Origin of the sequence: Tamlana sp. 2_MG-2023 (assembly GCF_030548465.1) — a bacterium.
Taxonomy (GTDB): Bacteria; Bacteroidota; Bacteroidia; order Flavobacteriales; family Flavobacteriaceae; genus Pseudotamlana.
On sequence record NZ_JAUOSF010000005.1, the window covers coordinates 286,978 to 300,736 of the forward strand.

The 13,759-nt window shown below is 35.2% G+C and carries 9 protein-coding genes; 6 read left to right on the plus strand and 3 right to left on the minus strand.

Annotated elements, in window-relative coordinates; translation table 11 throughout:
- Window positions 1-257 precede the first annotated feature (257 nt).
- The 3 genes from Q4566_RS10725 to metK all read right to left on the minus strand — a co-directional run bounded on the left by Q4566_RS10725 (window position 258) and on the right by metK (window position 4,343).
- A complete protein-coding gene (locus Q4566_RS10725; RefSeq protein ID WP_303420994.1) occupies window positions 258-1,097 on the minus strand; it encodes a hypothetical protein in 840 nt (279 codons plus the stop codon).
- A 115-nt stretch (window positions 1,098-1,212) separates the two neighbouring features.
- Complete coding sequence (locus Q4566_RS10730) at window positions 1,213-2,661, minus strand: MBOAT family protein (RefSeq protein WP_303420996.1); 1,449 nt, start codon at window positions 2,659-2,661, stop codon at window positions 1,213-1,215.
- Window positions 2,662-3,089: 428 nt separating this feature from the next.
- A complete protein-coding gene (metK, locus tag Q4566_RS10735) occupies window positions 3,090-4,343 on the minus strand; it encodes a methionine adenosyltransferase (protein WP_303420998.1) in 1,254 nt (417 codons plus the stop codon).
- Window positions 4,344-4,949: 606 nt separating this feature from the next.
- Here metK and ilvD point away from each other — a divergent pair.
- The 6 genes from ilvD (at window position 4,950) to Q4566_RS10765 (ending at window position 13,490) form a co-directional block, all read left to right on the plus strand.
- Window positions 4,950-6,635, plus strand: coding sequence for a dihydroxy-acid dehydratase (gene ilvD / locus Q4566_RS10740; RefSeq protein WP_303420999.1), 1,686 nt, complete (start codon window positions 4,950-4,952; stop codon window positions 6,633-6,635).
- A gap of 54 nt (window positions 6,636-6,689) precedes the next feature.
- Window positions 6,690-8,420 carry a biosynthetic-type acetolactate synthase large subunit gene (gene ilvB, locus Q4566_RS10745; RefSeq protein ID WP_303421000.1) on the plus strand — a complete coding sequence of 577 codons (1,731 nt, stop codon included), beginning with the start codon at window positions 6,690-6,692 and terminating at the stop codon, window positions 8,418-8,420.
- Between the two features lie 13 nt (window positions 8,421-8,433).
- The gene (gene ilvN / locus Q4566_RS10750) at window positions 8,434-8,970 is read left to right on the plus strand and encodes an acetolactate synthase small subunit (RefSeq protein ID WP_303421001.1); all 537 of its coding nucleotides are present in this window, start codon (window positions 8,434-8,436) and stop codon (window positions 8,968-8,970) included.
- A gap of 14 nt (window positions 8,971-8,984) precedes the next feature.
- The gene (ilvC, locus tag Q4566_RS10755; protein WP_303421003.1) at window positions 8,985-10,460 is read left to right on the plus strand and encodes a ketol-acid reductoisomerase; all 1,476 of its coding nucleotides are present in this window, start codon (window positions 8,985-8,987) and stop codon (window positions 10,458-10,460) included.
- 10 nt (window positions 10,461-10,470) lie between these two features.
- Window positions 10,471-11,733, plus strand: a complete 1,263-nt coding sequence (gene ilvA / locus Q4566_RS10760) for a threonine ammonia-lyase IlvA (protein WP_303421006.1) — start codon at window positions 10,471-10,473, stop codon at window positions 11,731-11,733.
- A 164-nt stretch (window positions 11,734-11,897) separates the two neighbouring features.
- Window positions 11,898-13,490, plus strand: a complete 1,593-nt coding sequence (locus tag Q4566_RS10765) for an NADP-dependent glyceraldehyde-3-phosphate dehydrogenase (protein WP_303421008.1) — start codon at window positions 11,898-11,900, stop codon at window positions 13,488-13,490.
- Window positions 13,491-13,759 lie beyond the last annotated feature (269 nt).

Sequence of the window (13,759 nt, forward strand, 5' to 3'; positions counted from 1 at the left end):
AGCGCGGACTTCTAGTCCGTGCCATACATAAAATATAAAAGCAGCACCCCAAGAAAGTTTCTAAAAATAAAAAGAGTTGTCTACAAAATATAAAGCTACAGAAAAGGACGTGGTGTATTTTATAACAATAACAACAGTAGGTTGGGTAGCTGTTTTTATTAATACAATATAATTGTTTTGAGTTCTTAGTGTTGCACGGACTACAAGTCGGCGCTATCGGGGGTTACAAACCTTGATACTTTCCACATTGCCTGCCATTACTTATGCAAAATGTTGTGCGTTCGTGCTTTTTCTTTATTTAACATTTCAATAATTTTAGGAGAAAATAAATCAACACCTTCTTTGTTCATGTGATGTTCATCGTAAAAGTGTATTGAGTCGTTCAAGTTTATGATTTTATTGAAGTTATAATATTCAGTATAACTTTCCATTATAGAATCAAACTGTCCAACATTTGAATAACGTGAGTAATATGAAGGACTAACTGGAGCAAACACTAATATCACTTTGATATTTTTTGATTTTAACATCTTAATAATTTCTTCAAATGCAACAATTTGATTTTGATTAAGTTTTATTTTGTGTTTACCAAATGCTCTAGGCGTCCAGTAACAACCTTTTCTCTCAACATATCCCCCTCGAAAGTATGTATCATTTCCTTTTATTGAATCCTCTATAAATGAACTGTTTATTTTAAAGAAATCACTAATCATCCCATATGTTAAAGTGTTGTACACTTTTGGGTTACTATATTTTAGAGCCATTTCAATAGCGTATTGATCAACCGCATCATTAGCTAGTAAATGTAAAGATGATTCAATTCCATCAATTTCAAAAGTTGCAGGAAAAACTTCAAATACAACTGTTTTTGGATTTAATTGATATAAGTATCTTTTTAAAAGAGTTAAAGTTTGAAGGGGAGTCCCCGCCTTACAGCCTAGGTTAAAACATTTATATCCCCCTTTTTCTATATCTCGTGTATTGAATCCTCTAATAGCGTGAGATGAACCTAAAAATAAAACATCAATGTTATCTGTACTTTTAACCTCTTTTAATCTTGAATAAAGATGACCTACAGAACCAATTGGGTATTTCAAGTTGGGGATTAGTGAACTAGGTATTATACTGCCACAAATAAATATTGAAAATAAATATATTATTGAAGAGTATAAAGTAAATAATATTAAACTTGATAAAAAGCGTCTCATATTCTTAGAATTGAAAGTATATAAAAGGTGATTCATTGGTTTGCATATACATACCAATTGTAAAAATTATAAGAGAATAGCATAGCCATCTCACAATTCGGGTTCTCTTTAACCATAATTTTTCAATTGCATATTGATCTTCTCGACCAATCCACTCGATTAAAAGAAATAAAGAAATAAGAAAAATAATAGTTTTATATTTCCAATCGATATTAAGTAATAAAAATGAACCAGGGTATTTGAAAATACTTGTTATATATTGTACTGCGTGTTCAATATTTTCCGCTCTAAAAAATATCCAAGCAAAAACAGTAAGTCCAAAAGTCAACAAAATAAATGATAATTCTTTTATGCTTGGAAGCAATTTTCCTTTAGCCACAATATCTATATTGTTTCTATTATTTTTAGTTATCATGAGAGGCAAAAAGTAAATAGCATTCAAGGCTCCCCAAACAATAAAGGTCCAGTTTGCACCATGCCAGAAACCACTAATAATAAAAATAATAAAAATATTACGGACTTTCATCCAAGTTCCGCCTCTACTTACTCCTAATGGGATGTATAGGTAGTCTCTGAACCAAGTGGATAAAGAAATATGCGAGCGTCTCCAAAATTCGGCCATGTCTCTTGAAAAGTAAGGGAATGCAAAGTTTTGTTTTAAGTTAAATCCGAAGAGTCTTGATGTGCCAATTGCAATATCCGAATATCCTGAGAAGTCTCCATATATTTGAAATGTAAAGAAAATAGCACCAAGTACTAAAGTGCTTCCATAGTAATCAGCAGAATTATTAAACATCTCATTAGCATATTGAGCACAGTTATCTGCTATAACAATTTTTTTAAATAGTCCCCAAAGAATTTGACGCATTCCATCTACAGCTTTAGAGTAATCAAAGTGTCTTTTTTGATAGAACTGAGGTAAAAGATTTGATGCTCTCTCAATTGGTCCTGCAACTAGTTGAGGAAAGAAACTAACGAAAGCAGAAAAGGCAATAAAGTCTTCGGTAGGGTGAAGGTTTCGCTTGTAAACATCAATTGTATAACTTAAAGTTTGGAAAGTGTAAAAGCTAATTCCAACTGGTAAAATTATGCTTAATCCTTGTGCATTTATTGAATATCCAAAAAATGAAAAAGCAGTTATAAAGTTGTCAAGAAAGAAATTGTAGTATTTAAAAAAACCTAAAAACCCAAGGTTGACTCCAATGCTTATCCAAAGCAGGATTTTTCTTTTAAATATTCTTTCTTCTTTTGACAAAAGTATGCCTATAGAATAGTCCACTACTGTACTGAAAAAAATCAAGGATAAAAATCTCCAATCCCACCAACCATAGAACAAATAACTAGCTAGAACTATTAGGGAATTTTGTAGTTTCAAGTTTTTATTTGTCACAAACCAATATGAAATAAAGGCAATTGGTAGGAAAATTGCAAAATCAATTGAATTAAAAAGCATTGAATTTTAATTAAAATTTAAGTTTGTGAAAGTAGTGTTTTCTTGCACAACGCACAACGGATTCCGTAAATGGCTTGTTGTGTAATTTAATCATCAAATACAAACCGAACAGAAAACCCGATAGCGCGGACTTGTAGTCCGTGCCATTCCGTGCCATACATAAAACGTTAAACCAATACCCCAAGAAAGTTTCTAAAAATAAAAAGAGTTGTCTACAAAATATAAAGCTACAGAAAAGGATGTCGCGTATTTTATAACAATAACAACAGTAGGTTGGGTAGCTGTTGTTGTTAATACAATATATCTGTTTTGAGTTCTTAGTGTTGCACGGACTAAAAGTCCGCGCTATCAGAGTTTTATAAACAAAAAAAAGCCCCACAAATAATTGCAGGGCTTTTTAAATCTATAATTTTAAAACATTCAAATTTCTACAATCCGAAAGCTTTTTTTACTTGGTCCACGTAATCTAATTTTTCCCAAGTGAATAATTCCACGTCAAGAGTTACGGTTTCTCCAAAAGGTTGAGAAAATGTTTTAGTCACGGTTTCGTTTTTACGTCCCATGTGTCCGTAAGCCGCAGTTTCACTATAGATTGGCGCGCGTAATTTCAGGCGCTCTTCAATAGCAAATGGTCTCATGTCAAAAATTTCAGTAACTTTTTGGGCAATTTCACCATCGGTCATGTTAAACGGACAAGTGCCATAAGTATCAATAAAAATTCCCATAGGTTCAACAACACCAATTGCGTAACTTACTTGTACTAAAACTTCTTCAGCAACACCAGCTGCAACAAGGTTTTTAGCAATATGTCTTGTGGCATAAGCCGCACTACGGTCTACTTTACTAGGGTCTTTTCCTGAGAAAGCACCACCACCATGAGCACCTTTTCCACCATAGGTGTCTACAATAATTTTACGCCCCGTTAGCCCCGTATCACCATGCGGACCTCCAATTACGAATTTCCCTGTTGGGTTGATGTGGTACTTAATGTCTTCGTTAAATAATTTCTGTAAACCTTCAGGAAGTTTAGCAATCACACGAGGAATTAGAATTTCAATAATATCCTTTCTAATTTTCGCAAGCATTGCCTCGTCTTCATCGAAATCATCATGTTGTGTAGAAACAACAATCGCTTCAATACGCTGCGGTACGTTATTATCGTCGTATTCAATAGTTACCTGACTTTTAGAATCAGGTCTCAAATACGTAATGTCTTTGTTTTCTCTTCTTAAATCGGCTAATTCTCTTAAAATTAAGTGCGATAAATCTAAGGCTAGAGGCATGAAGTTTTCAGTTTCATTGGTTGCGTAACCAAACATCATTCCTTGGTCACCGGCACCTTGCTCTTCTTTGCTACCGCGGTCTACACCCTGGTTGATGTCGTCAGATTGTTCATGTATTGCTGATAAAACACCACATGAATTTCCATCAAACATGTATTCACCTTTGGTGTATCCAATTTTATTGATGGTATCTCTAGCGATTTTTTGAACGTCTAAATAGGTAGTCGATTTTACTTCGCCAGCAAGAACAACCTGTCCTGTGGTTACTAAAGTTTCACAAGCCACTTTCGATTCGGTGTCGAATGCTAAAAAATTATCTATTAAAGCGTCACTAATTTGATCTGCTACTTTGTCTGGATGCCCTTCAGAAACACTTTCTGAAGTGAATAAATAAGCCATAATAATATAAATTACAGTAAGATTTGACGAATACGTCGAAGGAAGTTTACACTGCCTTTAGCATTTTTATTTATGTTGAAACGTGTTCAGCATAAAGAGGTTGCAATCAGTCAAATCTTTCCTCTGTTGTTTTGTGCCGCAAAAGTAAAAAAATAAAAGAAAATGAACATGGCTTTTTTATTTTTTAAGAAATAATTGGTAGTTAAATTAATTTTCTGAATATTTGTTTCAGCAAAATGAAAAAACAAATTATACAAGTCGTTTCTATTATTGTCATTGTGATTATTTCACAAGGCTAGGGAATGCGATAATTTATAAGAAATAAATTTTACCTGCTTTCCCAAAATGGAAGGCTTTTTTTATGCCATTTTTTTTCATTTTTGAACATCATAAAAAAAACACACTAAACAACTGATTTAAAGCGGTTTAAGTGGTTTTTTATGATTGTGAATTTAACTATAAATAATAAAGATTAAGTAGTTTGACGCCCTAATAAATTACTTTCGAATCTTATTTTAAGATTTTGAAGGATTTGTATTGAAAGGTTGATAAAGCTTAGAATAATGATATAAATTAAGATAAAGCATAAAATTATTTGCAACAAATATGAAAGAACTTAATAAACATAGTAGAAGGCTAACGCAGGATGAATCTCAACCAGCATCTCAAGCCATGTTATATGCGGTAGGATTGACTGATGAGGATATGAATAAAGCTCAGGTTGGAATTGCAAGCACAGGATATGACGGAAACCCGTGTAACATGCACTTAAATAACTTAGCAGCTGAGGTTAAAATTGAATGTAAAATAGCGAATCTAGTAGGTTTAGGATTTAACACGATTGGTGTTAGTGATGGGATTTCAATGGGAACTTCAGGAATGAACTATTCATTGGCATCTCGTGATATTATTGCCGATTCTATAGAAACTGTTATGAATGCACAAAGTTATGATGCATTGGTTTCTGTAGTAGGTTGTGATAAAAATATGCCGGGAGCAGTCATTGCGATGTTGCGTTTAAACCGTCCGTCAATCATGATGTACGGTGGTACGATTGCTTCAGGGAAATATAAAGGAAGAAAATTAAATATTGTATCAGCTTTTGAAGCTTTAGGTCAGAAAGTGGCTGGAGAAATTGATGAAGAGGAATACAGAGAAATTATAAAAAGTGCGATTCCAGGAGCGGGAGCTTGTGGAGGGATGTACACAGCAAATACTATGGCTTCGGCAATAGAATGTATGGGCTTTGCATTGCCTTACAATTCATCTATTCCTGCTGAAAATCCGAATAAATTATCTGAAAGTGAAAGAACCGCAAGAGCGATTAAAAATCTTTTAGAATTGGATTTAAAACCTTTAGATATCATTTCTAAAAAATCTATTGAAAATGCGATTGCTATTGTAAATGCTTTAGGAGGTTCTACAAATGCGGTTTTACACTTCTTGGCCATTGCACATGCTGCAGATATCGAGTTTACTTTAGAAGATTTTCAAGCAGTAAGTGATAGAACGCCGTTAATAGCCGATTTAAAACCTAGTGGAAAATACTTAATGGAAGATGTTCACGGTATTGGAGGAACGCCAGCTGTTATGAAGTATTTATTAGATAATGGTTTTTTACATGGCGATTGTATGACCGTTACCGGAAAAACTTTAGCTGAAAATTTAAAAGATGTTGAACCTTTGGTTTTTGAAAATGATCAAGATGTTATTTATCCAAAAGATAAAGCATTAAAATCGTCAGGAAACTTACAAATCCTTTACGGAAACTTAGCTGTAGAAGGAGCTGTTGCAAAAATCTCTGGAAACGAAGGTTTGCTTTTTGAAGGTAAAGCGGTGGTTTACGATGGAGAACAAGCGGCAAACACGGGAATTTCTAATGGAGAAGTTGAAAAAGGAGATGTCGTCGTCATTCGTTATGTGGGGCCTAAAGGTGGTCCAGGGATGCCAGAAATGTTAAAACCAACCTCATTAATTATGGGTGCTGGTTTAGGGAAGTCTGTAGCTTTAATTACAGATGGTCGTTTTTCTGGAGGAACACACGGATTTGTAGTAGGACACATAACGCCAGAAGCACAAAACGGAGGGACTATTGGAATATTGAAAACAGGTGATAAAATTAGAATTAGTGCTGAAGATAATTCAATTAACGTACTACTTTCTGATGAAGAATTAGCTGAAAGAAAAGCACAATGGGTTCAACCAGAATTAAAACATAAAAAAGGAATCTTATACAAATACGCAAGATCGGTAGCTTCAGCATCTAAAGGATGTGTTACTGATGCGTTTTAAAAGATATTTTCATTTCCGTGTAAACGGAAATCTCACAAATAAAAATTGTGAATTATGGAAACAAAAACATTAAATAAAAAAGAAGTGGCAAACAAAACACAGCGAATTACAGGTTGCGAAGCAGTTGTAAGGTCTTTAATAGCCGAAGGTGTTGATATTCTTTATGGATATCCAGGAGGTGCTATTATGCCTGTTTACGACGAATTATATAAATTTCAAGATCAAATTCATCATGTCTTAACGCGTCATGAACAAGGAGCAGCACACGCCGCTCAAGGTTTTGCGCGTATTTCAGGACGTGTAGGTGTGGCTTTGGCAACTTCAGGACCTGGAGCAACAAATTTAATTACAGGAATTGCCGATGCACAAATCGATTCAACGCCTTTAGTATGTATTACGGGGCAGGTAGCTTCGCATTTATTAGGTAGTGATGCCTTTCAGGAAACTGATATTGTAGGTATTTCTACGCCTGTAACCAAGTGGAATTGTCAGGTAACCAAATCTGAAGATATTCCAGCGGCGATTGCTAAAGCTTTTTACATCGCTAAAAGCGGAAGACCAGGCCCTGTTTTAGTAGACATTACTAAAGATGCGCAGTTTGGTGAATTAGATTTCAACTACGAAAAATGTAAGGGCGTAAGAAGTTATGTGCCTATTCCAAAAACAAGTCAAGATGCGGTTAACGCTGCTGCGGAATTAATTAATAACGCAAAAAAACCAATGATTGTTTGGGGACAAGGTGTTATTCTTGGTGAAGCTGAAGCGGAATTAAAAGCTGTAGTTGAAAAAGCTGGAATTCCTGCTGCTTGGACAATTTTAGGAGCTTCTGCAATACCATCGACACATCCTTTAAATGTAGGTATGGTTGGAATGCACGGTAATTACGGACCTAATAAATTAACTAACGAATGTGATGTTTTAATTGCCATCGGAATGCGTTTTGACGACCGTGTTACGGGCGATTTAAACACTTATGCCAAGCAAGCAAAAGTGATTCACTTTGATATTGATCCAGCAGAGATTAATAAAAATGTTCAAACAGATGTTGCCGTTTTAGGAAATTCAAAAGAAAGCTTAGCCATGTTAGCAGAAGCTTTAGAGGCAAAATCGCATGATGCTTGGTTAAAAGAATTCAAAGATTTATATCAAATTGAATACGATACTGTAATTAATGATGATCTTAATCCAACGAAAGAAGGATTAACCATGGGTGAAGTTATCAAACAAATCAATATCGCTTCCGAAGGGAATGCGGCTATCGTTTCTGATGTTGGGCAACACCAAATGATTGCTTGCCGTTACGCCGATTTTAATGTATCTAAAAGTAACATTACTTCTGGCGGATTAGGAACTATGGGCTTTGCGCTTCCAGCAGCTATTGGTGCTAAAATGGCAGCGCCAAACCGTGAGGTTGTTGCGATTATTGGTGATGGTGGTTTTCAAATGAATATTCAAGAACTTGGAACCATTTTTCAACAGAAAGTACCTGTAAAAGTCGTGGTTTTAAACAATGAGTTTTTAGGTATGGTACGTCAATGGCAACAGTTGTTTTTCGATAAGCGTTATGCCTCTACCGAAATGACCAACCCTGATTTTGTAACCATCGCCAAAGGCTATCACATTGAAGGAAAACGCGTGACTAATCGTAAGGATATGGAAGCAGCTGTAAAAGAAATGATTGCTTCAAAAGATTCGTATTTCTTAGAGGTTTGTGTTGAAAAAGAAGATAATGTGTTTCCAATGATTCCTTCGGGAGCATCAGTTTCAGATGTACGATTAAGCTAAATTAAGAAAAGACATGAGTGAAGATATAAAAACATTTACGATTTCTATTTACACCGAAAATAACATCGGTTTACTAAATCGTATTTCAGCAATTTTTCAGCGTAGACACATCAATATTGAAAGTTTAACAACATCGCAATCAGAAATCGATGGTGTAAATCGTTTTGTCATTGTTGTGAATGTGACGCAAACCAATGCGGAAAAAATTGTAAAGCAAATTGAAAAACAAGTTGAGACGATAAGAGCATATTATCACACAGACGAGGAAACTATTTTTACCGAATCGTGTATGTTCAAAATTAAATCAGAATTGTTATTTGATGAGCCTCAAATTCAAAATATAATTAAAGAAAGTAATACACGAATTGTGACTGTAAATAAAGAATTTTTTGTTCTTGAAAAATCAGGAAGAAGAAACGAAATAGAAGCTTTACGTCGCGATTTAAATGTGTTTGGTATCATGCAATTTGTGCGTTCAGGACGTATTGCGGTAACTAAAGAAGAAATGAAAATAACTGAATTGCTGTCAGCATTCAATAATCAATTATAATAATTAAATTAAAAATGGGAAATTATTTTAACACACTATCGTTAAGAGATAAATTAGATCAATTGTCGAAGTGTAGATTCATGGACACTTCAGAGTTTGCTGATGGGGTGGACGCATTAAAAGGAAAGAAAATAGTAATCGTAGGCTGTGGGGCTCAAGGTTTAAATCAAGGTTTAAACATGAGAGATTCAGGATTAGATATTTCTTATGCTTTACGTGATGCTGCAATTGCAGAAAAACGTGCTTCTTTTGTTAATGCTTCAGAGAACGGATTTGTAGTAGGGACTTACCAAGAGGTAATTCCAACGGCAGATTTAGTTTTAAACTTAACGCCAGACAAGCAACACACTAACGTGGTTAAAGCGGTGATGCCTTTAATGAAAAAGGGAGCTACTTTAGCATATTCTCATGGTTTTAATATTGTTGAAGAAGGGATGCAAATCCGTGAAGATCTTACTGTAATTATGGTGGCGCCTAAGTCTCCAGGTTCAGAAGTTCGTGAAGAATATAAAAGAGGGTTTGGTGTGCCAACTTTAATTGCGGTACACGAAGAAAACGATCCAGAAGGAAAAGGTTGGGCACAAGCTAAGGCTTATGCTGTAGCAACTGGTGGTGATAAAGCGGGTGTATTAGCATCTTCTTTTATTGCTGAGGTGAAGTCTGATTTAATGGGTGAGCAAACGATTCTTTGTGGTTTATTACAAACAGGTTCTATTTTATGTTTCGATAAAATGGTTGAAGAAGGCATCGAGCCAGGTTACGCTTCAAAATTAATTCAATACGGTTGGGAAACTGTAACTGAAGGTCTTAAATATGGTGGTGTAACTAACATGATGGACCGTCTTTCAAACGCTGCTAAAATTAAAGCTTTTGAATTATCTGAAGAATTAAAAGATATCATGCGTCCGTTATTCCAAAAGCATATGGATGATATTATCGAAGGTCGTTTTTCTGCAGGAATGATGGCAGATTGGGCTAATGATGATAAAGATTTATTAGGATGGAGAGCTGCAACAGCTGAAACTGCATTTGAAAAAACACCTGCTGGAGATGTTGAAATCACTGAGCAAGAGTACTATGATAATGGTGTACTTATGGTGGCTATGGTAAGAGCTGGTGTAGAATTAGCTTTCGAAGCTATGGTAGATTCTGGAATTATTGATGCTTCTGCTTACTACGAGTCTTTACACGAAACACCATTAATAGCTAACACCATCGCAAGAAAGAAATTATACGAAATGAACGCCGTGATTTCTGATACTGCTGAGTACGGTTGTTACTTATTCGATCACGCTTGTAAGCCTTTATTAGCCGATTTCATGAAAACGGTTAGTACAGATGTTATAGGTAAGGCTTATGCTAAAGACAACGGTAAAGGTGTAGATAACGCTAAACTTATCGCTGTAAACAAAGCCTTAAGAAATCACCCAGTTGAAAAAGTAGGTGAATTTTTAAGAACATCTATGACGGCTATGAAGCCAATAGTTTAAATTTTATTAAATGAACAAGGAAAACACATATTTTCCGAAGTTAAGTGATATAAAGGTAGCTGCCGATACGATTAAAAACGTATCGGCAGTTACGCCTTTAGGGCATAGCTTAAGGTATTCTAAACAGTTTGACGCCAATATTTATTTGAAGCGTGAAGACCTTCAGCAAGTGCGTTCTTATAAAATTAGAGGCGCTTATAATAAAATTAGTTCCTTAACTTCTAAGCAGTCTGAATGTGGTGTTGTATGTGCAAGCGCAGGAAACCATGCTCAAGGTGTGGCATTGTCGTGTAAATTATTAAAAATAAAGGGCACGATTTTTATGCCAACACCAACACCAAAGCAAAAAGTAGAGCAGGTTGAAATGTTTGGTGAAGATTATATTGAAATCAAATTAGTTGGCGATACGTTTGACGACGCTAGTAAAGCAGCCATGCAAGAGTGCGAAGCGCTAGACAAAACATTCATCCACCCATTTGATGATGAAAAAGTTATTGAAGGTCAGGCTACAGTCGCTTTAGAAATTTTAGAGCAAACTGAAAACCCAATCGATTATGTGTTTATTCCAATTGGAGGAGGAGGCCTAGCTTCAGGCTTGTCTTCCGTGTTTAAAAAACTTTCTCCAAATACCAAAATTATAGGAGTTGAACCAAAGGGTGCACCTTCTATGACGGTTTCTATTGAAAATAATAAAAACACAGAATTAGATCACATTGAAAAATTTATTGACGGTGCAGCTGTAAAACGTGTTGGTGATTTAAATTTTGCTATTTGTAAAGCGAATTTGGATGCGACTATAACCGTTCCGGAAGGGAAAGTTTGTGAAACCATTTTAGAACTTTATAATAAAGATGCTATTGTAGTAGAACCAGCCGGTGCTTTGAGTATTTCTGCTTTAGATTTTTATGCGGAAGAAATAAAAGGTAAAAACGTAGTATGCGTAGTCAGTGGAAGTAATAACGACATTACCAGAACACCAGAAATAAAAGAACGCGCGTTGTTATATGCGAATTTAAAGCATTATTTCATTATCAACTTTCCGCAGCGTGCAGGTGCATTAAAGGAATTTGTGGTTGATATTTTAGGTGAAAATGATGATATCACATACTTTCAATACGCTAAAAAAACCAATAGAGAAAATGGTTCGGCTGTCGTTGGTGTGCAGTTAAAATCAGCTTCAGATTTAGAACCACTAATTATCAAAATGAAACAACGTAATTTTTATGGCGATTATTTAAATGATAAGCCCGACTTGTTTCAGTTTTTAGTGTAAAACCTCTAAAAATTCCCGCAAACGTTTTCGTTTCACTTCTTCAAAATATCAAAGGTTTATCTGCCGATTTTAGGTAAATTTCAGTTACTTTGGGTTAAAATGTGATGTCTGATGTTTCATGTAAACTAATAGCAAACCATCAGACATGCTAAAAGAAATGCATTATGAAAACAAGTTTCCAGGAAATTCCAGAAGCCTATAAAATAAAATCACTTTTACACCAAACCACTTACCTTGTTAATGGTGAGTTGAAGGCTTGGGAAGGCGATACTGCCGAAGTGTATTCAACTATTTCATCGACTCCAGAGTACAAACCAACCCTTTTAGGGACTATTCCGCAATTGGGAGAGAAAGAAGCTTTAGAGGTTCTGGATTCAGCAACTTCTGCTTACGATAACGGAAAAGGCTTATGGCCAACGATGAAAGTAGCCGATAGGATTGCCTGCATGGAAACGTTTGTAGAGCAAATGAAAACCAAGCGTGAAGAAGTTGTGAAACTTTTAATGTGGGAGATCGGGAAGAATTTACCAGATTCAGAAAAAGAATTCGATAGAACCGTAGAATATATTTACGATACCATTGAAGCTTACAAACAAATTGATAGAGATTCAGCAAAATTTGAAAAACACGCTGGTGTTTACGCACATATTCGTCGTGGACCATTAGGTGTCGTTTTATGTTTAGGGCCTTATAATTATCCTTTAAACGAAACGTTTGCATTGCTAATTCCCGCATTAATTATGGGGAATCCTGTGATTTTTAAACCTGCAAAACATGGTGTGTTATTAATATCTCCTTTATTGGAAGCTTTTCAAAGTAGTTTTCCAGAAGGCGTTGTAAATGTGGTTTATGGTCGTGGTCGTGTACTTGCGGCTCCAATTATGAAATCTGGTGCCATTGATGTTTTAGCATTAATTGGTAACAGTAGTTCTGCAAACGCACTTCAAGGTCAGCACCCAAAAGGAAATCGTTTACGTATGGTTTTAGGCTTAGAAGCTAAAAACCCAGCCATTGTTTTACCTGATGCCGATTTAGATTTAGCAGTGGATGAGTGTATTGCTGGAACCCTGTCTTTTAACGGACAACGTTGTACGGCGTTAAAAGTGCTTTATGTTCATGAATCGGTTGTTGAAGAATTTAATAGACGTTTTGCTTATAAAGTAGATCAGCTTAAATTTGGAAACCCTTGGGAAGAAGGTGCAAAATTAACACCGCTTCCAGAAGTTGAAAAACCAGCTTATATTCAAGAGTTAATTGATGATGCCCTAGAAAACGGTGCGAAAATTTTAAATAATAAAGGTGGTGAAACTAGCGAGAATTATATTTTCCCTGCGGTTCTATATCCAGTAACAAAAGATATGCGTGTTTATAAAGAGGAGCAATTCGGACCCGTAATTCCAGTGATTCCTTTTTCAGATATTGAAGAACCTTTAGATGATATGGCGGAGTCTGATTACGGACAACAAGTGAGTTTATTCGGAAAAAACATTCATACTTTATCACCTCTTATTGATACCTTGGTGAACTTGGTTTGTCGTGTGAATTTAAACAGTTCTTGTCAACGTGGACCAGATGTGTATCCGTTTACAGGACGAAAAGATTCTGCTTCAGGAACTTTAAGTGTGCATGATGCGTTACGTTCTTTTTCAATAAGAACTTTTGTAGCTTCAAAAGACAACGAATATAACAATGCAATTTTAACAGAGTTGTTGGAAAGAAAAACATCTAACTTCATCAGTACAGATTATATTTTGTAAAATAAATAATGACTGCAACAGGTTTGCAGTCGCAAGTTTTAAAAAATGAATTGATATTATGGGCCTAATTGGTTTTGTAATGTTGGTTCATTTTTTTTGCTTTGTTTCAAAAGGATTGGATATTCAAAATATGATATAGCTAATATGAACGTCACCCTGAACTTGTTTCAGGGTCACATTAAGATATTCCTGTTCAGTTTGATGGGATGTGGCAATTGAAGATTCAACCAGATTAAATAAATTCAGCATGACTTAAAGATTTAATTATG